General features: G+C 38.3%; 28 protein-coding genes. 1 reads left to right on the forward strand and 27 read right to left on the reverse strand.

Annotation, left to right across the window (positions count from 1 at the left end; genetic code table 11):
• Positions 1 to 12 precede the first annotated feature (12 nt).
• The 24 genes from NST66_RS11075 to NST66_RS11190 all read right to left on the reverse strand — a co-directional run bounded on the left by NST66_RS11075 (position 13) and on the right by NST66_RS11190 (position 21755).
• A complete protein-coding gene (locus NST66_RS11075) occupies positions 13 to 204 on the reverse strand; it encodes a hypothetical protein (protein WP_340843328.1) in 192 nt (63 codons plus the stop codon).
• Entirely contained in the window at positions 201 to 473 is a 273-nt protein-coding gene (locus tag NST66_RS11080; protein WP_281998690.1) for a hypothetical protein, read from the reverse strand. Before NST66_RS11080 ends, NST66_RS11075 begins: the two co-directional genes overlap by 4 nt.
• Positions 474 to 476: 3 nt before the next feature.
• On the reverse strand, positions 477 to 3053 hold the full coding sequence (locus NST66_RS11085) for a hypothetical protein (protein ID WP_340843329.1): 2577 nt from the start codon (positions 3051 to 3053) through the stop codon (positions 477 to 479).
• A 15-nt stretch (positions 3054 to 3068) separates the two neighbouring features.
• Entirely contained in the window at positions 3069 to 3365 is a 297-nt protein-coding gene (locus NST66_RS11090; RefSeq protein WP_281998688.1) for a hypothetical protein, read from the reverse strand.
• The gene (locus NST66_RS11095; protein ID WP_340843330.1) at positions 3366 to 4259 is read right to left on the reverse strand and encodes a hypothetical protein; all 894 of its coding nucleotides are present in this window, start codon (positions 4257 to 4259) and stop codon (positions 3366 to 3368) included. It lies immediately after the preceding gene.
• Positions 4256 to 5386: a baseplate J/gp47 family protein gene (locus NST66_RS11100; RefSeq protein ID WP_340843331.1), complete on the reverse strand. Its 1131-nt coding sequence runs from the start codon at positions 5384 to 5386 to the stop codon at positions 4256 to 4258. The genes NST66_RS11095 and NST66_RS11100 overlap by 4 nt, the downstream gene beginning before the upstream one ends.
• Positions 5367 to 5732: a DUF2634 domain-containing protein gene (locus tag NST66_RS11105; protein ID WP_340843332.1), complete on the reverse strand. Its 366-nt coding sequence runs from the start codon at positions 5730 to 5732 to the stop codon at positions 5367 to 5369. The genes NST66_RS11100 and NST66_RS11105 overlap by 20 nt, the downstream gene beginning before the upstream one ends.
• Before the next feature lie 13 nt (positions 5733 to 5745).
• Positions 5746 to 6069, reverse strand: a complete 324-nt coding sequence (locus NST66_RS11110) for a hypothetical protein (protein WP_340843333.1) — start codon at positions 6067 to 6069, stop codon at positions 5746 to 5748.
• Positions 6069 to 6896, reverse strand: coding sequence for a phage protein (locus tag NST66_RS11115; RefSeq protein ID WP_340843334.1), 828 nt, complete (start codon positions 6894 to 6896; stop codon positions 6069 to 6071). The genes NST66_RS11110 and NST66_RS11115 overlap by 1 nt, the downstream gene beginning before the upstream one ends.
• Positions 6893 to 7246 carry a phage baseplate plug family protein gene (locus tag NST66_RS11120; protein ID WP_340843335.1) on the reverse strand — a complete coding sequence of 118 codons (354 nt, stop codon included), beginning with the start codon at positions 7244 to 7246 and terminating at the stop codon, positions 6893 to 6895. Before NST66_RS11120 ends, NST66_RS11115 begins: the two co-directional genes overlap by 4 nt.
• Positions 7247 to 7260: 14 nt before the next feature.
• Positions 7261 to 7806 (reverse strand): phage baseplate protein, encoded by a 546-nt coding sequence (locus NST66_RS11125; RefSeq protein WP_340843336.1) that lies wholly within the window; start codon positions 7804 to 7806, stop codon positions 7261 to 7263.
• Positions 7807 to 7817: 11 nt separating this feature from the next.
• Positions 7818 to 9461 (reverse strand): M23 family metallopeptidase, encoded by a 1644-nt coding sequence (locus NST66_RS11130; protein ID WP_340843337.1) that lies wholly within the window; start codon positions 9459 to 9461, stop codon positions 7818 to 7820.
• 301 nt (positions 9462 to 9762) lie between these two features.
• Positions 9763 to 10809, reverse strand: coding sequence for a hypothetical protein (locus tag NST66_RS11135; RefSeq protein WP_340843338.1), 1047 nt, complete (start codon positions 10807 to 10809; stop codon positions 9763 to 9765).
• 160 nt (positions 10810 to 10969) lie between these two features.
• Positions 10970 to 15838, reverse strand: a complete 4869-nt coding sequence (locus NST66_RS11140) for a phage tail protein (RefSeq protein WP_340843339.1) — start codon at positions 15836 to 15838, stop codon at positions 10970 to 10972.
• 224 nt (positions 15839 to 16062) lie between these two features.
• Positions 16063 to 16365, reverse strand: a complete 303-nt coding sequence (locus tag NST66_RS11145) for a hypothetical protein (RefSeq protein WP_275037503.1) — start codon at positions 16363 to 16365, stop codon at positions 16063 to 16065.
• A gap of 110 nt (positions 16366 to 16475) precedes the next feature.
• A complete protein-coding gene (locus NST66_RS11150) occupies positions 16476 to 16868 on the reverse strand; it encodes a phage structural protein (protein WP_281998679.1) in 393 nt (130 codons plus the stop codon).
• A 19-nt stretch (positions 16869 to 16887) separates the two neighbouring features.
• Complete coding sequence (locus tag NST66_RS11155) at positions 16888 to 17889, reverse strand: DUF3383 family protein (RefSeq protein WP_340843340.1); 1002 nt, start codon at positions 17887 to 17889, stop codon at positions 16888 to 16890.
• A 12-nt stretch (positions 17890 to 17901) separates the two neighbouring features.
• Positions 17902 to 18381 (reverse strand): phage neck terminator protein, encoded by a 480-nt coding sequence (locus tag NST66_RS11160; RefSeq protein WP_290099631.1) that lies wholly within the window; start codon positions 18379 to 18381, stop codon positions 17902 to 17904.
• A complete protein-coding gene (locus NST66_RS11165) occupies positions 18378 to 18743 on the reverse strand; it encodes a hypothetical protein (RefSeq protein ID WP_340843341.1) in 366 nt (121 codons plus the stop codon). The genes NST66_RS11160 and NST66_RS11165 overlap by 4 nt, the downstream gene beginning before the upstream one ends.
• Complete coding sequence (locus NST66_RS11170; protein ID WP_340843342.1) at positions 18743 to 19345, reverse strand: hypothetical protein; 603 nt, start codon at positions 19343 to 19345, stop codon at positions 18743 to 18745. Before NST66_RS11170 ends, NST66_RS11165 begins: the two co-directional genes overlap by 1 nt.
• Positions 19342 to 19671 (reverse strand): head-tail connector protein, encoded by a 330-nt coding sequence (locus NST66_RS11175; protein ID WP_340843343.1) that lies wholly within the window; start codon positions 19669 to 19671, stop codon positions 19342 to 19344. Before NST66_RS11175 ends, NST66_RS11170 begins: the two co-directional genes overlap by 4 nt.
• Positions 19661 to 19873, reverse strand: coding sequence for a hypothetical protein (locus NST66_RS11180; RefSeq protein ID WP_340843344.1), 213 nt, complete (start codon positions 19871 to 19873; stop codon positions 19661 to 19663). The genes NST66_RS11175 and NST66_RS11180 overlap by 11 nt, the downstream gene beginning before the upstream one ends.
• A 155-nt stretch (positions 19874 to 20028) precedes the next feature.
• Entirely contained in the window at positions 20029 to 20961 is a 933-nt protein-coding gene (locus tag NST66_RS11185) for an SU10 major capsid protein (RefSeq protein ID WP_340843345.1), read from the reverse strand.
• 26 nt (positions 20962 to 20987) lie between these two features.
• Positions 20988 to 21755 (reverse strand): DUF4355 domain-containing protein, encoded by a 768-nt coding sequence (locus tag NST66_RS11190; protein WP_340843346.1) that lies wholly within the window; start codon positions 21753 to 21755, stop codon positions 20988 to 20990.
• A gap of 173 nt (positions 21756 to 21928) precedes the next feature.
• Here NST66_RS11190 and NST66_RS11195 point away from each other — a divergent pair, with 173 nt between their 5' ends.
• Positions 21929 to 22207 (forward strand): hypothetical protein, encoded by a 279-nt coding sequence (locus tag NST66_RS11195; RefSeq protein ID WP_340843347.1) that lies wholly within the window; start codon positions 21929 to 21931, stop codon positions 22205 to 22207.
• A 639-nt stretch (positions 22208 to 22846) separates the two neighbouring features.
• Here NST66_RS11195 and NST66_RS11200 read toward each other — a convergent pair.
• From NST66_RS11200 to NST66_RS11210, 3 genes are read right to left on the reverse strand one after another with little or no spacing between them, the layout of a single operon-like run.
• Positions 22847 to 23761 carry a phage minor head protein gene (locus NST66_RS11200; RefSeq protein ID WP_340843348.1) on the reverse strand — a complete coding sequence of 305 codons (915 nt, stop codon included), beginning with the start codon at positions 23759 to 23761 and terminating at the stop codon, positions 22847 to 22849.
• On the reverse strand, positions 23724 to 25091 hold the full coding sequence (locus NST66_RS11205; RefSeq protein ID WP_340843349.1) for a phage portal protein: 1368 nt from the start codon (positions 25089 to 25091) through the stop codon (positions 23724 to 23726). Before NST66_RS11205 ends, NST66_RS11200 begins: the two co-directional genes overlap by 38 nt.
• A gap of 13 nt (positions 25092 to 25104) precedes the next feature.
• The gene (locus NST66_RS11210) at positions 25105 to 26403 is read right to left on the reverse strand and encodes a PBSX family phage terminase large subunit (protein WP_340843766.1); all 1299 of its coding nucleotides are present in this window, start codon (positions 26401 to 26403) and stop codon (positions 25105 to 25107) included.
• Positions 26404 to 26410: the final 7 nt, after the last annotated feature.

Here is a 26410-nt window from a genome sequence, read left to right on the forward strand (position 1 = left end):
AAAAAACAACGCCTATTCAGCGTTTACCACAGGTTGTTCATCAGTTGTCTGTTCTTCTGTAGGTGTTTCTTCTGGGTATACACCCACTTTTTCAGGATATCCAGCGGCCACTACCTCCGCTTTCACTTGCTCTTTATAAATAGATGGCACGCGGTCAAATGAAAAGTCACGTAAAATAATGCATGTTGTGTAGAATGTAATCATTGTTTCATTGCCTCCAATTCTGCTTTTAGTTCTTGATTATCTGCTTTTAATTGCTCCATATCCATTAATAACGAACCAACCATTTCAGCTACAGCTTGGCTATCTTCCATGTTGATAGCTACCATTTCGCCAATATTACTCATATCCTGTGTAGGTGCGCTATCGTCTTGAATTTCTGCTATCATTTGTTTTTCTTGAGCCTCTGTAATTCCTAGCTTTTGACGATAATACACAAGCAGTTCATCAACACTCATCATAGGTGCATTCATACTTTACACACTCCATCCATTTGCCTTAGCAGCAAGTAGTAATTTATATAAATAGCGGTCATGGACACTTGCTAATGTTTTAACATCAGCAAGCTGCTCATTCATTTGATTCACTGTTGAGCGGATGCTTGTGTTATAAGTAGCAAGTACATTGACCGGATTTGTTGTAACCGTTTCTTTTTCCTGTATCAAGTAAGTAATGTAATAATCAGCAGTTGGATCATAATTGCCTTTGTGAATAGAAATACGATACTTGCCATAGGCATACTTATCACTCCACTTATTAAATAAAAGAAATGGAATACCATTTTCATATACAGCTAATATATTTTTAGCCTTATTTTTTAATTTTGCATCTGGGATAGTAGGGTGATTAAAAAAGTTAAATTCAAAGTAATCTCCGTTTATAGTAGGAGTAACTTTTTCTCGAATAACAACACCGCTATCTGTAGAGATTTGAACTTGGCCACTCACACTCAGTGCCCCCTCAATTTTATCTGTCACATCAATTACTCCTGGAGAAGCAAGTTGATAGAGAAGGCGATAACCTGTATAACCAGGTGCCTTATTTATTTTCACATAATCAAGGGCTTGGGTTGGCGCATCTGTTCCATCTACTACTGAAATCCATCCTGTAGGTTTATTGTTCCCATCAACTGTTTTAACTTTCCAACCGTTAAAATAGGCAGCAACCTCTAATCCTGTAGGTGTATAAGCAGAATTAAATCCTGTATCAACGTCTGAAAGTGTTAGATAAAGCAGCCCACCACTCATATAACTCTGATCCTTATCAAAACCTGGATAAGCATGATTGATTTTCTTACCGAATGGATTAATCACAATTTCTGTATCTTTCTTTTCATTCCAGACTGTAGAACGAACTGTTTTGTATCCTTGATGATTTTCTGCAAAGTCCCAACTTTTTGATCCATCTAAAATATCTTCCTTGCAGTTGTTTAAAACCTTCCACCGGCCGTCCGCTTGATACAACAAATCATTAACGCCATTAAAACCACGAAGAGTGGTTTCTGTATACAAATAAGCGGGATTACGTGGGACAAATGCTTTTTCTTTATCACCTAATGTAAGCATTGGCTCTGAAAAGATAATCTTACCGTTAGGAACAGTAATGTCGTTTGTAATCCGAACACTCGCGTATTTGGCATTTGAAGGTGTTGTAAACCCACCAGTTATAGGAGCAGCGTTATACAAGATATCGCCCTCTAAATAAATATGCACACGAAAAGGCATCGCAATATCAATATTAGGCTCTAGATTTCCGGTGTAAAAATACTTTTGGTTAGGTAATAAAGGAATAATAATTTCTGTGAACTGGTCACGTTCTGTCGCGTTTAACTCTAACTCATAGCTTCCTGTTACCTTTGAGGTTTGACTTGGGTGAAGTGCCCATTCAGATAAAGGAGGTAGTAAGTTTTCTCCTTCAATTGAAACAACAGGATTTTGCAAGGACTGAATACCTTCTACTGACGGATAACGCTTTTTAACAGCGGCTGCATCCCAATCAACTAAAATCTTATCGTACTCTGTTTGGGGTACCTCATATAAAGGAATACGTGATGTTTTAAAGGTAGCTGATGGTTTTAATTTAATATCAAAATCTACGTAATTCGTATTGACTGTAGACGATTTGATTCCATCCGATGCTTGTGAATAGGCAAGAAAACTAAGGATACCTTCGTTGTTAATTCCATTAATTAAATTAATGCCATATAAAACAACTGGCATTTTCGCTGTTTCTGAAGCTAAATGACCAGACCACGGAGTCGTCCAAGAGGATAAAACATCATTCCAAGGAACAATATCTACTCTGTATCCTTTATATGACTCGCCATATCCCCACCAATTAAAACTGACTTCCTCAACATAGTCTTTTAACCATTGAACCTTATCGGGTAGCGATTCTTTAGGGATAATACCCATTTTCCGCTCCACTTCGGCAAGTAAGTTAAGTTGACCCAATTGCTGAGCAATTTCGCCGTTACCACTTCTTCCACCGGCATTTACCAAATTGTCATCTAATTTAGCAACGTTACCATAGCCATCCCACGAACTACTTTTAGTTAGCTCTTGAAAATCAGGGTGATTGGGGGGAGCTAGTTCTGACATTCCTACAGACAACCATTTAAAGACATGCGGACTTTCGTAAAAATTCCCATCTGCTTTATCTTTAAAATTGGCTGTTCGAATAATTGTTGGCTTCGTATTTTTGCTTTCAAACTTTGATACACCTTGATAGGTCGTTCCGTCTACAATAGCAGTGTATTGCGGATCTGATAGAACATATTTTTTTCCACCTTCAAGCGGGCTATTTCCTAGACTTATTAAAGTTTGTCCCTGAATCTCAATATCTAGCGGTGATCCGTCAGGCGAATTCAGTACATTTAACCCACAAGATAGCAAAAAGGTTTCTTTTTCTTGCTCTGTTAGTAGCTCATGAGCAGCAGCAATTCCGTTTTCCATATTATTTAAATGACCTGCAGAAACTGGTGTGCCTTCTTGTATGATGTTGCCTTGAGAGTCTCGTATTCTATCTTTCCAAAAAGTTTTTTGATATGTCATAGAGTGTCAGGCCTCCTAAATCTTTTTTAAGGTATATTGAAATTCAATTAACAACCCGCGTATTTCCGGCTTTGAAATGTTATCTGGAGTGTCATCAAATGTATCTCCATCTTTATCTAATAGCTCAAAACGTGTTAGATTACCCACAACCGTTTCGTCTAGATATAAATAAAATTTGATTACATCACCTATTAGCTCTACTTTATACAGCGGTGTTTTGTATTGCACACCGTTCAAGGTATAACGCCCTTCTTTTACTAGCGTTTTAATAAAATTCTTTGTCTTCGAGTGTCCAATCGTTGTAATAGCCATTTATCTCACTCCTTCCGCATTAGTTTCTCCGCAAATAGGATAAGGTTGATCCAACGCAAAATAACCACGCTGACAATCAATGCCTGCCTGGTACTGTGTTGCTTGATTTTCTTCTAATCCACCGCAAAGTTGATAATCATTTTGTGTAGCAGCATAGAAACGACTCAAAGTGAGATCCTGCCCTACAAATAAGGCTATATTGTCACCCATAATCGTATTTTCACTAGCAATCACATACTCATTAAACGCGGCTACATAAGAGCTGCTTATACCTAACGACTGCTGATAAAGTCTGTTTTGGTTTGGAATAACTTCTTCCGTACCAGCTACCATTTGACCAGTAAAGTTTTCGTAGGGGAATACCCACCGCTTATAGGAACGTTCTGTTAATAACGCACGTTCAAATACATAATTCCATGTCGTTCCTATCCCGTCCCCTACAATGCGGGATGTATGTTCAAAAGGTATACCGTTTAAGTTCCCATCACCTTTTACCGTGATAAATAGCATAGCCGCTTGTCCGTCAAAAGGTGTCCCTTCTAACTGCCAGCCTTCCTCTACACTAACGAACTGATCACCTAAATAAATACGAAGCAGTTGATTAACGGATTCAATATCGCCTACAGATAAGTTAGAAAAGATTTTCGTTTTAATCAGCAAGCGAAATTGTTCATCAGAAGAGTTGTCACGCATCTGCCCAACATTTTCACCAATAAGGTCTAGTGTGGTTCCTTCTGCATCGTCAATATCACGCCATTGCTCCGTCTTTTCTAGAGTTGCTTGAACCTGTTCTAATTCATCAGAGAATACCCGTATGATTTTACCGATGTTACTATTCTCATTTTTCGTGAATAGATCCGTTAGCTTAGAAATCATGTCTTTAAATAACGTCACGTGACCACAACCTTGTCTAGACTTGTGCGCGCCACTGAATCTGTTCCTATCGCAATGTTTTGAACGTTATAGCTGATTCCATCCGTTGAAAGAACAATTTCTAAGTCGTCAATGCCCTCTATTGTCGAAGTGATACGAATAAGCTTTGATAACACTACATCATCACCAATCGACAAGTTAGATAAGTAATCAACTATGGTTTGTTGTAGTAAAGACTTTCCGTTTGAAGGGAAGGCAGCGCCTGGTGTGACTTTTACTTTTACATAGATATCAACAAAAATAGGTCGGCTAAAGCCAATTGAATGAATAATCCCTTGAGAATCTGTTATATCTACAATCGTTGTCCCAAAAGATTGGATTCCTCCGGCTTTTTTTCGAAAGATAGCAGCAGCCACATCTAAATCATTTCCACCAAAAACAAAGGGCGCAATCGCATGAGGAGGTATTCCGTTGTGCTCAGTTGCATAAACGTTTTGGTTAATTAATGCATAACGTACTCCTGGCACTTCAAGAACTTCATCAATTAAAGATGTACCTTGAGAACCGGATTGAAAATATCTTTTCCTAAATTCTGAGTCAGTTTCCTCTTCTTCACCGCCAAATGTAGCTTCTAAATTAGTTACCGCTTCTACTTTATCGCTTGGATTTACAATAACGATAATTTCATTAGACCCTACATTCCCAATTCCGCCCGCTACAGTGCATTCTATCGGTCCTATACCAAACGTATCTGAACCAATTTCAACGTTGTCAGTGAGGTCAAACACTACGTCTCGTTCCGTCTTAAACTGATTCCCCGCTTCTACTACATGTCCAGGAGTTCCTTTTATGCGAATTTCACCATAGGCTCGCGTAGATCCATTCCTTGAAATACCTATATACGGTCCTAATCGGTCTAATTGAACGCCTGTAGCCTTGCTTACAAATGCTGAATTGTAGACACGTTCAGCTAATTCCCAAACAAGAGATAAAAACCATGCAAAAATCATAAGTAAAATGCCTAGTGGACTCCTAGCGGAAAGATTAATGTCTGCTCCAAATCCTTCTTTGAATTTCTCTTCCATATCACTTTTTAACTCTTGATAGGTCTTTCGTTTAAAACCGTTTTTATCTAGAATCGAACTCACCTCCATCTAAAGAAAGCTGTGTCCCGTTTGTTTTCTCAATTGATAGGCTAACACTCCGCTTTCGCTTGGCTTTATCATCGTCAAATACGACAGAGGGAATAGAAGCCACGCGCTCTTCCTGCATCAATGCCTCAATGATATCGTCTCGCGCTAAATTTTGATTAGCAGGCTTCCCTATTACATTGTCATGAGAAAGACCATGAGTAGAATCTAAAAAGAACTCGCCCTTCCGTGTGCCTAAAATGGCTTGTACGGATTGAACAAGTTCTTCATCACCATCAATCATGACTAATTCGCCATTTTCAATGATTAAGTCACCGTTTAGTAATTTAGGAGCTTTTGGCATGAGTCACACTCCTTTATAAATTATAGATACCTACAATCACAGCGTCATTTATGCTATGCCTTCTTGTAAGCTGCGGATCAAATGGCTTTTTACTTAAGTAGTCTAATGCACGGTCGGTAAAGTTTACGTGTACAATATCGCCTTTTGCTACTGCACCTACATGCTTCAAGATGAGCGCATCTAAGATAACCGCATGTTCTACTCCATCTTCTTTAAATAGAGGCTTAATATCTGCTGTTTTACCATGTACAGCTACGACTTGAGCAGGAGCACACACTGAAATTTGAGCACCGATATGTTCCATTAACTTTTTAAAGAAAGCTGTATCACGCGCCATCAAATCACCGTCATTTCTGTTTTGAAATCTGTGCCAGAAGCAACATGCTTCCCTTTCTTGGCTCTAAATTTACCAGTTGCTGTTTTGCTCTTAATTTCGATAATAGAAGCGGTAGAAATACGATGCTGCAGCAAACAATTAGCCGTATATCCCTTATAATCATCTTCCTCAAATCGATCAGGTGAAGCTAATAAGCCAGTTGCCTCTTCCAGTACAAACTGCTCGTCTGTCCCTTCTTTAATGGAACGTATAATCAGCGTTCCTTTTCGATAATAAAGAGCTGCTCCACAGTCTTTTACTACTTCTTCAAGGTTATTAAGAATATTGCCCGTAACGGTATAACTGCTTGGATATGAAATATTCTTAGGTAGCTTCATCTCACCAAGTCGTATACCTAAAGCACTCACAAGACGCTTAATAATTGCATCTGCCTTTGTTCTTTTTGCAAAAGCAATCTTTAAACTCTTCTTATCCGTACTCGTAGCGGCTTTTACCTTTACTCCTGAGTAATCTTGTCCTTCTGTCATATACATAGTCGTAATTTTATTTACTCCATCATGCTTAGTTAAGACACTAGAAATTTTGCCTTGTGACAAAATACCATAATCCGATTTATAACCAGCTTGAAGAATCAATGTATTACCTTTTTTAATGTGGTTGATGGAGGCACTTGATAAATTAAAAATAGATACTGTCACTTGATTAGGTGTTGCATCATCATCAAAAGGTACTTCAAACTCAATGTGAAAATCCTCGTTTGAAAAATCCGCTTTATAATCACCTTCAATATGCACTTTGATTACACGGCCAAATAACTGACTAGTCATCCATCTTCTCCTAATATAGGGGCTTCTTCTACAAGAGCTACGTCATCAATATAAAGAAAGGTTGTTACCATGAAGTTTTCATAAGTAATCCGCTTTTCCTTATCCGACTCATCTAAAACAACTAAGCTAGGAGCTGGCAGTCTTGAATCAATTGAATCCTGCCAGAGCGGTTCATTTAAAACAAGCTTTTCTCCTAGAATAATAGGCTTTCTTGTTACATCGTATAAATCAATAGTAAAGAAATCACCTGTTTGATTATATCTGACTTCAAACACAAAAATTTCATCCGCTAACTCAACTTCAAATTGCTCAGGTAATGCACCTTTACTAATAGGGATGTAATCACGCATTTCTTCACCTCAATTTATTTGACTCTTAATTTTACGCCGATGGGAATTCTACGATCGGGGTACTTATTCCATGCTCTCAATTGTGGAATGCTAGTACCATACCATTTCCAACAATCCCAGTATGTATCATTCTTCTTTACAAGATGATAAACAGGCGTATTGGCTGGTTTTGTAGTGACAGGCTTCTGTTTTCCACTATTTTGTACTTTCACCCATGGTGTGTTTGCTATCCTTATTTCCTGTAGCTTAATAGAAATAGCGGTACCATTTGCAATATTTGCGTCTACATCACCATCTATACTGGTAATGATGACGTTTTTCGCAACATTGCGCCCTACATAAGTAAACATGGTACCTTTATTCATTTCGTTTTGTAGGTACTCTTTATCCGCTTTATAATTAGGACCAATAATATACCCGGAAAGCGATAGCTCTCCGGGCTTCTTTTCAACGTGATCCGTCATCGCTACACCTTTCTCCACTGGATAAGATGTAGCTTCAATAGACTTAAAATCACTTTCTTTTTCGATTAAAAGCTGAACTTTTCCTAAACGTGCCATGAGGACACCTCCTAATCATCTAATAAAAGCTCCTCTATTTTTTTATAGTGCTCATCAAGCATCTGCTTAAATTTAGCTTCAACGTCTTGTGCATCGTCTTTCCCAGTTACTTGAATTGTAATAATTGGGCTATATACAACACTCTTCTGTGAAGAAGAAATAGAAGGCGTATCATTAAATTCACTTACAGGAGGTGAATCACTACCGGGTGGCCCGTGATCTGTACCTTCATCACCTTTACCTTTTGGTTTAGGGAACGGATTGTATTGTTTAAAGAAATCCGTAAAGCTTGACCATACCATTGTACCTTTAGGTAAATCAGGGAATAATGTAGGAATATTAGGACTTAATCCAAGTTGTCCATTTGGAAGCATAAACGGCTCATTTTTTCCTCCGTCTCCTAAAACAGCAGGCCCGTTTTGCGGATGGCCACCGATACCAGTCCCATCTTTATACCAGTTATGGCTTCTCCACCATTTCATTGCACCACCAATGCCCTTGTAGCGGCCCTGAATATATTTAATCCCCCAATAGATGTTGTTAGCAGGATTAAATGGATCACCTTCATAGTTAAAATGCTTCAGCTGCATTAAACCTTTTGCTGTACCGTCAGACGTAGGAGCACCGACTGCTCTAGGATTACCTGAAGATTCTTTTTGAATAATCCAGTTTAATCCTGTACGCCAAGCATCACCAGATACACCAGCTCTAGCCATACCTGCAGAAATCCATTGTGCAAGGTTTCCAGAAGGAGCGGCACCAAATGAGCCTCCTCCATCTCCCGCTTTTCCTTGTAAATAGGATAGCGGATTGATATAAGCGCCATTACGCTTAATTTTCAAATCAAGGTGAGGTCCTGTAGAGAAGCCGGTTGATCCGACTCGGCCAAGTAATTGCCCTTCTTTTACATGTTGCCCTTGTTTAACGAAAGGAGCGCTCATCATATGGATATAAGATAATAAATCTGAACCGCTTTGAATACGCACACCATTACCAGCGGTACTAGATCCTATAAGGACTTGTTTAACAATACCATCTGTTAAAGACTTAATTGGCGTACCTTGAGGGGCTGCCAAATCAAGACCGTGGTGGACACCGCCCTTATGAACCTTATCATTCTTATTTCCACCCGGTGTGAATCTTGTTGTAATACGGAATGGATTACCTAAATAGTAGCTACCAATACCAGTACCAGAAGCACCGTCCCCACCAAACATAGACATATACTCATTCATTTTTTTGCCTACAAATTGAATAGCACCGTCTTTTACTTTCTTTACAGAACTAGAAGCAATTTGACCAAAGAAACCTGAGATATTAGGAAGCTTGAGATTTAAGCTATCAAATATCTTGTTCATAAGCTTGCTAGGTTCTGAAGCATAATCCCATACATCGAATGCAAGGTCTTTTGCTTTTCCAGCTACATCCTTTGTCTTATTAAAAACTGAATTAGTCACCTCTTTACCTGTATTAATCGCTTTGTTTGCCCCGCCCTTAATTGAATCTAGGGCACCGGATGCAAAGTTCTTAATATCAGAATTCCCATTCTCGTAAAACGGTAAATTAGGCATTACCTTACGTGTATTCGTAGCAGATAGCACTTGTGTACCTTTAGGTAAGTTCATTAATGTATCAGTAGCAGGACTTAAACCCATTCGTCCGTCAGGGGTACGGTAAAGTTCAGGGCCTGCATTAGATCCTCGTCCGTCTCCACAGTTATGTTATCGTAAAGGAATTTAACCTTCACTTCTATACGTTTCCGCATAGCTCAGACTATATCTTCACCTACAACCTTACTTGTTTAGGTGGTGGGCGCTCGTGGAAGGATTATTGGTTTCAATGTCCTCACCTTCTAGTCGTTGCACCTTCAGTAGTACACTAAAAAATTGATTCCTACTGCTTGGCTCAGAGTTACCATGGAATCAACGGTTATAAAATGGCACATAAAAAAACTACTCATAAATGAGCAGCTAATATTTTTTCTATATTTTCAAATTCGGTATATGGTATACGCAACAAATTGATATTGTTATTCTTACAGTAATCATTTTTAATTGCATCTCGTATTTTATTTTTTTCGTAATATTCTTTTCCTCCGTAATATTCAGAAGGTTCAAAGTGCTGCCTGCCATCATATTCAATTAAACTAACAAGATTGTTTAATTTATCAAAAATAGCAAAGTCAAAGCGTAAAGGAAGTTTTAATCTACAATCCTCAAATGTGTATTCTTCTTCATATCTAATATTATTCGATATCAAAAACTCCCTAACTCTTCTCTCACCCTTTGATTCATTGCATCTAGGGCATCTTTGACCTGCATTAATAAATTTATAAGGAGTTACTTTATACTCGTATCCGCACACATTGTGAACTACTTTCATTTTAGTATCCACACCGCTGAATTCCCCGAAGAAAGTATATTCAACACCAGTTGCACTGAAAACCTCTTCTAAAAACTCTTCATTTGTCCTTTTGTACACACCTGAACATTTAGCACACCTTTTACCAAAGCTAAAATCCGCCCAAGCCATCTCAAAGGTATGATTTTTGCTACATTTCCATTTCAGTTTAGGTGAATTTCCTCGATACTCAGATGACAATAATTGAAACCCTTTTCCTTCATCTCTTAAATATTTCCCTATATTTTCGATAGTGTAAGGATTAAATACAGAAAATGCAGATGGTTTATCCCCTCTTCTTTTCAACTTATCAATGCAAGCTTGGACCTTGTAGCCTTCTTTATTTACAGCGGTTAATTTTTCTTTAGCTTTAACTGTTCCTTCAAACTCCTCAAACAAAGGAGTTAAATTGTGTTCTAAAAAAAGTTCAATTGTTCTTTTGTAGTCCCACTTAGTAGGTGTTTTTATATTCCGTCTTATCTTCACGTTTTTAGCACACTCTTTGCATTCTTTCCTAAAAGTGTTAGAGTCTTTTCGGAAGTAAAAAAAATCACTCGTTTCAGATTTTTCAACACCACATATACTACATGTTCTTAGATTCATTATTAACAACCTCCCCAGATTGTTCCCCTAAAATAAAAAGGAACAGGGAAGTGGGTGCTTCCTTTTCGCCTGTACGGGGCTAGTTCCTAATACCATTATACCGTATATGCCATTTTATAACCGTTTATTCTGTAGGTTTCCTCTGAATTCACCCACTTTTTTATGCTGCCGATTTCTCGACAGTGTGGCTGTACAATTCAACCACTGCTAATCCTCCTGGGTGCCGACCTGTACCGTGAGCATAACCAGGAATATTTAGTCTAGGAATAAGGTGATCCGTAACCCCTAACTTTTTCAATACTCCGTCGTTAATACCATCTTGAGTAATTTTATTAACAATATTTTCTAGACCGGTAGCAAGTTTACTTCCAAGGGCATGTACTCCATCCATTGCTTTACTAGCCATCGACTTGATACCTTGACCTATTTTTCCTGGTAAAGCCTTTGCCCCGTCAACAATGTTGTTAAAGGTTGTGGTTATATGATTTTTCATATTGTTAAAAATTTCAACTGTTTTATCCTTGGCTGTAGTCCACCCAGAGCGGATTTTCCCAACAATATTTGAAACAAAACCAGCTATACCATTAAAAATAGTAAGCCATAAATTACGCAAAAAGCTCCAAACTGCATTAAAAATTGAGCTTGTCACACTAGATACCGTAGTCCAGCTTGAGCGGATTGTAGAAACTATAATGGAGACTCTTCTAGCTATCTCATTATAAATCCACAAAAAAACTGATTTTAGGAAGTTCCAAATGGCATTAAATACGGAAGTCGTTACGCTAGACACTGTATTCCATGCTGTACGAAGTGCTGAAAGTACCGCTGATGCTTTTGCAGCTATCTCGTTATAAATCCAAAGAAAGACCGATTTCAAGAAGCTCCAAACTGCGTTAAATACTGTCGTTGTCACGTTTTGCACTGTAATCCAAGCTGAGCGCAAGGCTGTCAGAACTGCGGTTGCTCGCATAGATAATTCATTATAAATCCATAGGAAAATAGATTTTAAGAAATTCCAGACCGCATTAAAGACCGTACTCGTTACACTCTGTGCCGTGGTCCAAGCTGAACGCAGAGCTGTTAGAACCTCTGATGCTTTTCCTGCTATATAGCTGTAAATGGATAGAAAAATTGACTTCAAGAAATTCCAAATCGCCGTAAAAATTGTCGTTGTCACAGAAGATACAACTGACCAAGCCGCTTTAAGTACCGAAACGATAAGGTCTAGGGCTAACTTCAGGACTGAAGCAATAATATTCCAAATTGACTTCAGAATACCAAGGACCGCTGACCACATTCCTGACCAGTTTCCAGTAAAAAGAGCGACAAAAAACTTCAGGACATTAATGACAATATTAAGCGCATTTTGAATAACTGAAACAACTACTGGAAAGACCATTTGTACAATTTTTAGAATGATTTTTATCGCTGGAATGAGTACAGTCGTTATAATACCTGTTACTAATTTCAGTAATCCTACAACTATAGGGATGACAGATTGGATAATCCCTAGAATTAAAGGGAACACCAACTGCACAGCCGATAGAATTAAAGGAATAATTGTCGTTGCCAACTTCAGAATAATTGGTACTAGCGTTTGGATCAGCGTAATGACAACAGGAAGTACAGACTGCACAATTTTTAGTACCAGAGGAAATGCTAACTGAACCGCTTGTAAAATGAGCGGGATAATCATTTGAGCAATTTTAATCACTACTGGTATTAAAGAAGTCAGAAGCCCTGTTACAATAGGTAAGACAGTTTGTATGATTTTTAGAATCATAGGGAATATCTGTCCTACTGCTTTTACAAGCATCGGCAGAACTGTCATTGCAACAGATAGTACCACTTTTAAGATACTTGACTGAACTTCAAACCAAGCTTTAATAAACTGTCCTAGTAGCGGAATAATAGTTGCTATAACACTACCAATAGCCTTAAACAACTGTCCTGCAAGTGGCGCCAGTTGAGATAAAACTTGCACATAGGCTTTACCTAATTCTTTAAATACTTGACCTAGCTCAATAAAAGTAGGTTTTAAAGAAGATAGGCTTTGTGAAATTATGCTGCCTGTTTTTTGGAACTCTGGACCTAATGCCTGAGCTGTTTCCTTAAACGACTGCACAAATACATCAAATATCGGTTTTAAGGCTCCGAAAATGGAAGACAATACATTTTGGAATCCTGACCAAATTGAAATGAGTGTATTTCGCACATCTTCATTTGTTTTAGACAAACGGTATAAGTAACCAATGAATCCAACAACCGCTGCAATTGCTAATCCTACAGGACCAGATACACCTAAGAAGCTTAAGCCAATAGCTGTAATCGTTGGGGCTAATAAAGAAACAATACCCCCCGCACTAGAAAATCCAGTTTTCAACTGATCAATAAAACCATGTATAGCACCACTAGCTTTATCCTTCAGGCCTTGACCGAAAAGCCCAGCAATATTGCTTCCGATATTAGCAAAGAAAGATCCCGCTTGTTGGACAGCATTTTGAAATCCTTGTGCAATCGCTGGACCTAGCTCACTAATAACCTTTACTACATTTGCTCTGAAGCCTTCCGTAGATTCCAGTGCCTTATTCCACATTGTAGAAGTAACGTTAGCAATAACACTCACAGCCGTTAGTACAGCATTTTTTACGACTAACCACGTATTGTTAACTACATTACGGAATTTTTCAGATCGGTCATAAGCTAATACCAGCGCAACACCAATACCCACAATAGCGGCTGCGATAGCTATATAAGGATTAGCAAGTAAGCTGAGATTTAACGCTCGTTGTGCTACCGTCCATGCTTTCGTTAAAACAGTCATTATTTTTGTTTGAATAGCAGCCATTTTTTGTGCATTGGTGAATAGCTCTATAGCTGCTGTTGTAACAGCAATAATTTTTAACGTAGCAAAGGCAGCAGCTAAGCCTAAAATAACAGGAGAAAGAAATTCCCACCCAGCAATAGCACTGACTACGCTTTTAGCTAGATCCGCTACAGGCTTTAGAACAGAAGAAACTCCATTAAACGCACCCGTAATAATGCCTCTAAATGTTTCTGAATGCTTCCATGTATCTTGTAGAGCAACACCAACAACTACTAATGCTCCAGCTAATAACATGGCACTTCCAGCTACTGAAGCAAAACCAACTACAAACGGTCCAATAATCGGCCATAATGCAGCAAATGCCGCTCTTACACCTCCTGCATAACCAATACCAATAGCAAGCGGAGATAAAAGCATAGTGAAAGTTAATGTTAAATACGCAAACATGCCAATCATCTTTGTAATGTTTGGACTGATTGAGTTTAATGTATTAACGAAATCTCCTACAGCTGTACCAATTTTTACGATCACAGCCGCTATTTGTCCCCATGTATTAACGAATGGCGCTAATGCAGAAGCCCAGGTTCCTTTGAAGTCCTCAAAAGCAAGACCTAAAGGCTTTAACTCACCTTGCAGCTCTTTCACTTTCTGCTGAGTTTCCTGTTTGAGCTTTTCTAATTCTGTTACAGCCGCTTTCCTCGCTAGTTGATGCTTTTCTTTCCATAAACCAACGTACTTATCTAGTTCTGGACGAGACATTTTATTTAGTGCTGCGATTTGACCGGCTGCTTCTGGTCCCATTTCACGTAAACTACTAATAAAACCTTCATCTAAGCCTTTTGCTGCCAACTGACTAAGGTTTTTCGACCAGTCCCTCATTATCTTTACTTGGCCTTGCAAGTTAGAGAGTAGCTTTTGAGGACTTGTCTTTTCTATTTGAGCTTTTTCAAATAAGCTCCAGGTATTCATAATTTCCTGCGTTCGTTTTTGAACAGCATCTCTATAGTCAGTCCAAGCTTGGGCTTGAGCATCGAGGTTATCAGATACATCTGCACCCATCGCTGAATGAGCTACAATGGCCGTAAATCCAACCCACGCAGCACCTGCAGCTAATAAAACAGACTGTTGACGCATAATCCCTTGGGTAATAACACCAATCATATCCTGAAGGTCTTTCATCTTCGCATTAGGGCCAAGCATTTCAAGAGCAATTTGGGCGGCGCTTCCTTGGCGTGCCATACGTTCTAACCCGCTTGTGATATTTAATAGCGGCTTGTTGGCTCGTGTTAAAGAATTACCGAACTTATCATAGTTCTTAGAGATTTTTTCACTTTGACCACTCATTGCACTCATAACAGCAACCTGTTGGATAATACTTTGTCGTCCCGCTATATTGGAGTTAATCATGGCATCTGTGACTTTCTTGTGCTCTTTCCCTAGTTTGTATATCTCATCCATGAACTCACCTGTCGTACCGGTGTAATTCCCCATTTGATTACCAAGCTTGAACATGTTCATTTCAACATCCATCAAATCCCGCTTGTGTTTCATTAGATTATTATGGTTTGAAATTAAGGCTTGGCGCATTTCTACAGACATATAAGACCACTCTTCAGCTAAATGAGTAGCTGATGTTCCCATAGTGCTGGATAGCTTACGCGCAACATCACTTTGACGACTTATGTAGTCTGTAAAAGCTTTCGATTCGTCAATCATCCTACGCATAGCCTTCTGGTGTTCAGTACTCATTCTTCGACCTTCAGCGGCCATTGATTGTGTCGTATTGCGGTATTGATTGTTCATACGCTGTGATTCACTCTGAATGGTATTAGACTGTTCACGGAACGTTTCGCCCATCGCTTCAAACCCTTGAGTTGTAGAACGGCTATTGTTCTGCATTTCACGAGACATTCTCTGTACGTCGTTACTGGCAGATCTAGTCTCTCTGGCTACTGTGCCGCTCATTCTTTGTACATCACTAGCGGCTGACTGGCTATACTGCCTTGATGCCTGCCCCATTCGCTGCACTTCACTAGTAGCGGATTGAGTATAGAAGCTAAATGTACGACCTAGATTTTGGATTTCTCTAGCTGTAGTTTGAGCTTCCCGCTTAAACTCATTCATCGTGTCTGTGACTTCTCTTATGGGACTATCATCTGCAGAGAGATCAATAGATACGGAGAGATTACGAACATCTTCCACATGTTTTCCTCCTTTCCTCAAAAATTAACTATCAGACATAAAAAAGAACACCGCTTTACTTCGTTTTGGTAGCGGCGTTCTCTTTATCTGTTTGTACATCAATAGCAGCATTCACCATATATAACTGTAATTCTGTCATTTCAATTGCTTCTGTATAGGAAATAACCTTAGCCACAATAGGCCTCCAGAAATTCCAATCTTTTTTTACTAATTGCTTATAGAAATTAAGATTCTGTTGTGGTCTTTCCTGTTCTAAGAAAGGTAGAAGCCTCTTTAATTAACTCTTCATAACCTTCATGCGCTTCAATTCCCTTGTCTTCGTTGCCATCGAAATAGTCCCAGCTTACTTTTGGATCAACTACAACATGCTTAAAGATTTCTTCAGAGAATTTCTCACTAGAAAAACGACCTTCACTCATTTGGCAGCGGTCTTGAATTTGAGTAAATCCGCGTTGTCCAGGGTGTTGCAGTGTATATGTTACGCCTTCGATTTCAACTTGTTTTTGAGTTCCTAATTTAGTAGCCATTTTAAAAATCTCTCCCTTGTAATGTAAATACAAAGAAGCGGCATAATTGGACCGCTTCGTTGTATTATTATTTTTTTGTTTTTTATGATTGTTTGATTGATTCTTAATCATTAAGCCTCAGTATAATCAAACACCTGGAACTCGTACTCACGAGATCCTGACTCTTCTTCATATTCTTTACTTGGTGCCTTCTTAATAAGGGCTTGTGTACCACCAGATTTCTCAGTTCCTCCTTGACCATTAGGAGCTGTTACCCAAATAGGGAATGGAGTTAAAGACTTAGCCTTTTGTTTCAAGAAATTATTCGATGGTGATTCCTGTTGTACAGTAAGTGTAATTGTTCCAAGTGGATTGTTTGTTTTAGAGATAGCTACATCTCCTTGAGCACCAACCTTTGAAGAAAAAGACTCCTCATCCTTTTCTGAGCTCACAAAAGAACCATCAGCAAAGCCCGTAATAAAACGACCATCTACAGTAACAGTAACCAATTTAGCATCATACATGTTGTTCTATTCCTCCTTCTTAACCAGCAATTTGCCCTTTAATTTTTGCTTCATGAATAGCTCCTGCTAACTCTAATGAGAAAGAGAGACCATTGTACACACGAGCAGCACGATCTTCTGCAGGTGTTTCAGTTCTTGATACAGTTTCTACTGTATAAATTGGATTATCGTCGTCATCAACTGCGATAATCCCCTGCTTAAATCCCTTTTGAAGTACTGTTGTTACGGCACCGTTTAATAACGCAATTCCTCGACTATCAAATGATACTTTTCCGTTATTTGCAAAGGCTTGCTGCACACTATTTTCAATGTTTACTTTAAGCCATGATTTGCCGTGAATAACGTCAATGTACTCGCCGCTTGCTGTAAGCCCTTCGCTGGTCTGAGGCGTTCCGGCCTTCGTTACGTATGTGTTACCACCCGCTTCATGAATAGCTTCTAATTCATCCGCGGTCATAGCAACAGGTGTAATTCCAGCTAATGTTTTAAATTTCCATGTAATAGAACCAACCTCAAGGCTGCCTAAAGCACCTACAGCGGCTGCTTCTAATTGATCCGTAGGGTGATAGAAAACAAATACATATGCATAGTTCTTCACCTTGAATGCATTTAAATCATCAACATCCGTTACTTTTGCTGCGTAGAACTTTACTTTCTTTCCTTCTACATAATCAGCAACAGCAATTTCATCTTCAAGCTCTACACCAGCAGTTAAGACAAAGAACCAATCATTATCAAAATACTTTCCTACTGCATCCACGGCACTCTTAACTGCTGTATCAGCTGGATCATACGTAGCGATAGCAATAGAGGCTGGACGGTTTTCTTGTCCTAAGATAGCGGCAGCTTTTTTATATGCCTCTGTTGTGGCAGCAAAGTCAGGCTTCACATCTTCAATATCGCTGTAGTTCTTAATCGTACTAGCACCGGTCTTTTGTGTAATGATAAGCGGCTTTCCTAGCCCTACTAGACCAGATGGCTTTGATAATTCAATACTTACGGTTACGTCTTGTAACGCCATATTTCATACCTCCTATATAGGTGGGATTTGAATAGAATCAATGTAATCAATTTCTTGACTAAACTGCTCCGCTACACGGATTTTCACATCAAACCCTTGTTTGTAGTCATAACTCTCTAATAAGAAAGTCGTTCGATCTTCAATATTTCCTACCTTTAACACAACAATTTGCTGCTCTTGTAAGAATGTTCGGCCAAAAAAAATAAACCATTGATGAATGGTTTTTGCGTAATTTAAAGCCGCTTCTTCATTTTCAGCAAATATATTAAAGGAGAGAACTTGCTTATATCGCTCATCCCTTACTTGATAGGACTTTGACTGAATATCTTGTATATATTCAATTCCTTGCCCTTCTCCATCCCTGATCATGGAGGAAATGAGCTTAATTGTGCCATATGGTAGTTCAGGTATTGCCTTAGTAGTATCAGCAGGAATAAGTAAAAACTGCGTATCTTTTAAAATCCGCTTCCTTAATGTCTCAATTACACTCATGCTTCACTACCTCCCTTATCACGCCATGCAGCATAGTAAATATAAACATCAGCATAATCACTGTAGTCTTTAAAACTTTGAATAACGTAGCGGTCTGACTTATACTCAATCTCTTGATTAAGCTCCATTGGCTCCAGTACATACAACTTTTTGGACTTCTCGCTATACGTGCCTTGGGGAGCATACTTTAAATCATCTTCACTAAGTGGAAGTATAATCCCAACCGTTTGCACCGGTATAATTATACTTTCAACATATTCGCCGCTTTCACGGTCCCAGCCACTTTCTCCAGATGAAGTAAAGGCGGTAAACTCAACTTGAAATTCTTCTATAAAATCAGCAAACTCAAATTGCTTGCTCATTACTCCACGACCTCATGACGAATAGCGCCAACTAATCTACCTGTATCAATAAGTGGATTAGATGAACGTTTTACTGTCTGAGTAGTTGGGCTATTGGCTGGATCACTAATAGAGCGGAGTTTCTTTTGAATCTTACCCGCAAGCTCTAAGCCCACCATATCAGCAAATGCATCAAATGGAACGTTACCAGCAATGACTTGAGGCACCAAATCCGCTACCTTATTGCTAATGGCATCTATATTTTCATCATAGCCAGCACGGATAAATGACCGCTCTGGAATGGTTACAGAATGCATAAGTACAAATAATACTTCCATATCGTCTTTTCCTTTAGGGATGGCTAATACCTTTGTTCCTTTTGGATTAAAAAGAGTAGGGAAATCAGCCGGACGCTTTCCTTTTGCTTTAGGGCTTACTGGAATCGCAAGCATTTTAGCTTTCTTAGGCCTAATTGTCATACCGTACTCATGTACACTAGCAATTTTCACTAATTCAGCATTATCGCTGCCGAAGACACCCACTTTAATAGATGTTTTGTTCAGCCGCTTTAAATTCTTGCTTAATTGATCCATATTATTTGTATCTTTAATGGTCATCTTCATAAAAATCTCACCTTTTTCTTTACATAAGGCTTTAACAAACGCGTAACCTCGTTCATTGTTCCACCTTCAAAAAAGGACTTACGCATATCTCCAAGGGACTGTGATTGAACATTGCTATTCTCTTGGTATGCCTTCACAAGCTTTGTAATAGCCTGCTTAACACCACCTGGTAACTTTAGTTCATCAGTATCTGAATCAATAAAGCTATCATTGCAATGCTTTTGCACATCCTCAATGGCATCATCTAAGGCAACTGTTAAGTATGCATCTTGCTTTGTATCTTCAGCGGGAATTTTAAGCCTAACTTTTAATTCATCAAGCTTCATTTACTTCTGTTACATCCTCATCCGCTGCTTCTTCTGCAGCACCCTTAGCGGCTGTACCAGTTGATTTAATGCCTTTATATCCCGCTTTTTTCAAACCCTCAATGATACGTTTGTCAGTTGTTTCAATAAAGCCATCTTTGAAGCGACAGAGCGCTTTATTTGCTTTTTGGTCCCATACTACTCCGCGACCTTCAAACCTCATTATGCGCCAGCTCCTTCAAGCGTCTCGACTCGCTTAATTAAGTCAATAATGATTTCTTTTACCTCTGGTTGAATACCTACCATTTGCTCTACTTGTTCAGCAGTCATTATACACGCCTCCTTTAAAATGTAATAAAAAAGAGCAAACAATTAAGTTTACTCTGTTGCTAGTCCTGTAATTGAACCATGTAAGAATGCAGGGCCATGATCAAGACCAATTTCACCATAGATTTGACCTGATTCCGCTGCACCCGTTTTAGCTAGTTCTTCATAAAAAAGAACACCTTTTTGCGGTACGTTTTGGAATACAGGAGCTACATATTCAAGATCTGCTAGCAAGATACCATTAGCAGGAACAAAGCGGTCATATACAATACCAATTCTTCCAAAATCCGTTTCAATCTGTTGGATATTTGCGCCGCCAACATTACGATCCTGTGGAGCGTAAGCATAATTTTCAGTAATAAGCTGCTTATTTAATGCATTTGCATATAAAACCATGTTAGAAAACAAGGCTCCGTTTGTGGCCATTTCACGTAAAAGCTCTTGCATTAATCCTTTGTTGAACCGGGCACCGTTAGCTTTCACTGTATTTCCTTGCTCACATAATTCAAACATACCACGTGTTTGATCTGCTTCCGCTTCTGTTGTAGCTAAATTGTAATTACCATTTAAAAATGTATGTTCAACATCACGGGCAATCTTAGTTAAGGAACGTGTAATTTGAAAATCTTTCTCGCTCGGCGCATTATTACTTTGACCTGCAGTATTGATACCACTTAAACGACCGCTGTTAGACATCTTTCGGTACGTGATAGAAACTTGTTCTTGAAAGATTTGTGTTACGTTCTTCTCTTGGCTACGTGTATAAGTACGAGCCGCAGGCGCAACTGTTGAGGCTTGTTCGCTAATTGCTGGTTGGCTTGGATTTGGGTAGTTATAAAGGCTTGATGTCGAGAATTCTTTATTAGATGTTTCTAAACCACCTGTAAGACCACCAATCATTCGTAAAAATGGAGTAATTTCTGCATCAGCAGTATATAGTTCTCCAGAGTAGTTGGGTAGATTATAAGAAGTACCTGTTGGCATAGATTTTGCCTCCTAAAATTCGTATTTTATTTGTTTTTCAATGCAAAGATTTTGTTTTTTACAGTAATTGCCTCAAGCGTTTTACCTTCACTAATTGCTTTTTGATATTGTTGTTCTAGCTGCTCAATCTCAGAAAGGTTAGCACCGCCACCAAGTAATTGTTTTTTGCCTTTCAGCACATCGGAAACTTCATTTTGTACCGCTTCTTTATGAATTTCTTTATACAACTTGATGTTTTCATGTGTATTATCAGCATTTTCGCCAATTAAAAAAGGAGCAAGGCGAGTATCCAACTTCTCTTCTGAAAGAATCTTTTCAGTTTGAAGAAAAAGTTTTTCACGCTCAAATTTCACTTTTTCTTGTTCGAGAGCGGATTTTTCTTCATCTAACTTTAATTTAGCTTTCTCCTGTTCCACTTTAGCGCGTTCTTCAGCAGATAACTTTGCAAGCTCTTCTGCTTCTTTACGCTCTTTTTTAATCGTTTCTTCTAACTCTTTACGCATTGTTTCTTTTTGTTTTTCTAGCTCTGTAGCAAGACGTTTAGCTGTATCTTCTTGCAGCTTTTTATCATATTCCTCTTGCGTAAAAGAAAGCTTATCTCCGCCTCCATCACCTCCTTCAGTTCCAGTGCCAGCTGCACCACCTTCACCAGCCGCTCCATTACCTATGTCTCCACCTTCTCCACCGGCACCACCTGGATCAGAGAAAAATTGAAGGTTAGAACGTAAAAGATATGGAGTAGTTAATGCACTGGCAAAATGTTTCTTATTTTCGTAATAAGCTTGTAATTTCATAGTGTCCTCCTATAAAAATGTTTTATATGCTGTTCTTTAAAGCCTACAAACATAAAAAAAGGCATTAAAAAAACACCTGTTAAAGGTGTAATATCTTTGTTTAGTATTTTTCTACTGTTTGGTGTATCCTATAAAAGCAAGTCAAATTCCAATTTCTGAAAGGATGGAAACTAATGAGTTCGTTTCTTGATTTACAAGCTCAAACAATTGCTAATGTAAAAGAGTTTGAAAAAAGCCATGCTGGTAAGGTAGCGGTACTTGAAAATGACATTATTGACATTAACGAGGAAGCAATATCTTTATCAGAACACGTTTCTGTTTTTTTTAAAGATGATCCAATTACTAAAGATAAGTTACAAAGCGATATAAAAAGAATTTCAAAAGCAACTACAGGTCGTACTGTTAGAAAAACTCATGGCATGGAACAAAAAGCACCCGAAGACCTAATTTAACCTACTTTTTAAAGTAGGTTTTTATTTTCCACAAAACAATTAACACCTTCAAAGATCTTATTACAAACTGATTTCATTTCATTAAAAAGATATTAATCATTTATACACCTTGTAGAAAAATCTCCTATTTGTCATCACCTTAAGTAAAGATTAAAACTATAAATATTAATTAAATACTTTACCATTTATACAACTATATATTTTTCACTAAGCAGATAATCTTATTCTCACCCGTTCCCCATAAGTTAAATTACAGTTACTTAACATACTGACGGTGTTACCGATAATTTATTAGACAACTAATAGATGAAAGTAGGACAAATACTTGGAACACCTCTTTAGATTAATAGTAGAAATTATAGGAAGTTTACTTGGCATTCCTGCAATACTAATTCCTGTAGCACTCTTGGGATTGTTATTATTAATGCCTTTTTTAGCTGTAGCATTAGGTATATTGGGTTTACTTTTAAAGATGATACTATGGTTACTAGAGAAATTGGGTTGTTTTGGTTTTATTATTTTGTTAGGAATACTTTACATGGTTTTTATCTCACTAGTGATCCACTTCACTTCAGGACAACCGACAAAACCAGCACATAGTAACATACAAACTGTAGACCCATATGAGTGAGAAGTCTATTATATAGCTAATCTTGTTTTTATCCACTCTTCATAAGTAAGCTTAGCTAACTCTTCATGTGTCTTAGCTTCAATACGTTCAATCTCATAAGTAAGAAAGCACCGGCAATTAATATCATGTGCAGCAGTACCCATCATGCCAGGGCCGTCACCTTCTCCTAAACCTTGCTTAAACTTTTCATGCACAAAGATTTTCTTTCTATTAAGTATACGGTGATTGGCTTTATGCTTCTGGCGCACGCGTTCATCCTCTGAGCTATTCCATTCTTTAACCATAATTACGCCGCTTTTATTCGCATGCTCAACAGATTCATGTTTGGCACTTTCAATTAAGCGGTGGGACTCAGTACGGACAATTCTATTCGCTTTTCCAGCACTAACGCCCATATCCTTCTGTACAGCTCTAGACATCGTTTGAATACTTTGCCCTTCATGAAGCCCTTTTGTCACTGTTTCGCGTAATCTGAGAATGATTTCTTTCCGCTGTTTCTCTAATATGTCGTTTAAAGTGAGGCCCGTAAAGTTATGCTCAATAGACTTCTCTAATACATCTGTAGGAACTATACGATAACCAAGTTTGACTTTAGACATGGTTTCAATAATCCAAGATGAGCGGTAATAACCTTGCAGCCTAACAGCACGGAGGTGCTCATAGATAGTAGCACCAACATCTTTATTAAGCATGGTAAGCAGCTGAATCATTTTCTTCTCAAATTTCTTTAAACGATTCTGTTTAATCATCGCTTCGAAGGTTAAAATGCCGTCTGTCTGGTACTGCTTATATTGCTTATGCAAAAGAGCATACATTTCATTGAAGCATTTCTTATACATATTGACGATTAACTTCTCTTTAGCGGTAGTCATCCCATCTAAGAGCTTATTTATCGCCTTGAAGCGCTTCTTCATCTTGCTCATCGTCTATATTCACCTCTTTTGGTTTATTTAGATCGATATAATCCTCATTTTCTTGCTGCACCTTTTCCGCTTCATGTGCTGGATCTTCAATAATACCAATAGCAGCACGAGAACTGTCTTTACTCAGAATATTTGACCCTACAAGGTTTATTATGTCTGCAATGGTTAAATCTGCTTTAGGTAAGTTAGCTGTAAAGTTAGGAACGATATTACGCCAGTCAAAATTATTTCTTAAGTAGTTTAGGATATTTGTGATAAGACGAATACGCCGCTGAAGAGCTGGCTTAAATTCCCTCTCTTTAGAAGCGCGATTATCCTCAAATGCCTTTAACTTATACTTCATCGCTTCTCCTGTTTGAGTACCACCAAATGAGCTATCAGATAGGTTAGGAGTAGCGGAAATCGTATAGATATCATTCTTTAAGCGTGTTTTTAAGTTTTCCTTCCACGTATCATTTAGGTTTTTAATGAGCCATTCAACACCTGCACCCTCAGAAGCATCATCCAATTGAATAACCCGCTTCTCTTTCATTTTTTGAATATCTTCATCCTCAGCAATCATGCCTTTTATTAATAAAAAAGCGTCATTTGTATATTCACTTTCATTAATATCATCGGATTGCAAAATATTGTACGCATCATTTAATGTAACGATATCCTCAAAATCACTGATATTATCGCGGTTGTAATAAACATTAATAGGAACTTCACGAAAGTAGTGAGGTTCTTCATCTACTAAGTTCATTCCATTCTCGCCCTCTTTAAAGTGATAGATAGAATCTGCAGTATATACATAAGCTTCTTTATTCGTTTGATCTGTTAGTACATCTTTATACGAATAATGACGTATAGCCATAATCAAGTTTTTCTCAACAGATCGGTCATATACTAAGAGAACGTCTTGCTCCTCTAAATCTAAAAAAGCGAACCTGATTTCAAGTTCACCTGTAATTGATTGACTTGTATAGAGGACTTCAACGCCATATCCATACACACTAGCGGATTTAGCAAGATCAGCATTTACTTTCTGCTCATTATTTAAGTCAAAAACCTCTTGTAGCCGCTCCATATAACCTTTATTGTCTTTAGTCGTACTATAGCTGACAGGCTTACCGATGAAATAACCCACACTTACATTTGTAATTCGTTTGCATTCGTTTGTAACAACTTTGTTATTAGGCTTTGTTTCATCATCAAACTTGCGATTTACAATGTCATGCTCGCCTTTATAATACTTCAAAAGCCGCTTTTCACGTTCTGTACTATGCTTTTCAAGTAACTTCTGTACAAGTTCTGGTGTTACTTCAAAATCACTATCCATCCGAATCATATACGTTCACCTCCTACAAACCAAATTGAGATTTACTCAGTGTACCCATTTTCTTTTTACCAAACAGAATTGTATTAACAAAATAGCGGTCACCGTCCATCTGGTGATCATTGTGTTTAACTACGGCATCTTCACCGCGGTCAGCCGCTTTCTCATCCCATACGTATGAAGCAAACTCTCGGAACGTTTCAATGCATGTATTATTGTATTTTATAAGGTTATTGACTAAGGCATTTGCTACGTTACGAATGCCTTCAATTACATCATTCTTTGCTTTAATAACCTTAATACGATTCTTTTTCAATAAAGCAATAAAGGAGGCAGCAGATGGATCCACTATAGCGCCTTTGAACCCTTTTATATCTCCAATAAACTCCCTCAAGTCCTCTAAATATTCCTGGTCTGTCTTTTGCTTGTTGTTTTTCCGACCATCATAGTGATATTCCTTCACCTTGTACCAAACACCAGCAAAAAGACCCCACAAACCAAATGTTGTCGGGTTTTGAGTACCATAATCGCATGATACATAATACTGCGTATAGGCTCTTTCTAGTGGTTTAACCGTATGCTTATCTTTATCAAACATATCGTATACAACACCTTCAGCTAGTACCCATAAACCTAAGATATATCGCTTATAGAATACTCCGCTATACGTGTTGTAATAACGTTTCTTGATAGCTTCTGAAAGAGATAGGTTATCGTTCATCGTAAAATGAACATGCAGCAAGTTCTTCTCTTTTTTTCTATCAATCCAGTTTGTCTTAAACCAATGATAAGGACCAGCCGGGTTACAGTTAAACCAGTACTTTGAACCCTCTACCGAACAACGGCCTGTTGCCTGGTTAACAAAACTCTCAGGCATTAGAGCCACTTCATCAAAGAACATCCCAGATAATGTGATACCTTGGATTAAGTCCTGAGAGGCTTCATCTTTACCACCGAATATACAGAAAAGGTTAGTTACACCATTTTTAGTAACAGATAACATATTATCTGAGCGGTGGTCACGTACCTTATATTTACGTGATTTAAGCATTTTCTTCAGCGGTGTAATAACATTACGTCTTAAAGAACCAATGGTCTTACCAGCCATGCCAAAGTTCATATCATCAAAGCTTTCCATAGCCCACATAACGTAGGATAAGGCCATAGATACGGTTTTTCCAGCACGGATAGAACCATCACATATGATTCCATCTTTGCCCTTCACGGGGGAATCTTTACGCCACCACGTTAAAACTTTAATTTGTTTATCAGAAAAAGGCTTGAATGTGAAGGGAGCGGGTTTGAGCTTCTTAGGTCTAGACATTAGAATA

The organism is Priestia sp. FSL W8-0524, assembly GCF_038005965.1.
Lineage (GTDB): Bacteria > Bacillota > Bacilli > Bacillales > Bacillaceae_H > Priestia > Priestia zanthoxyli.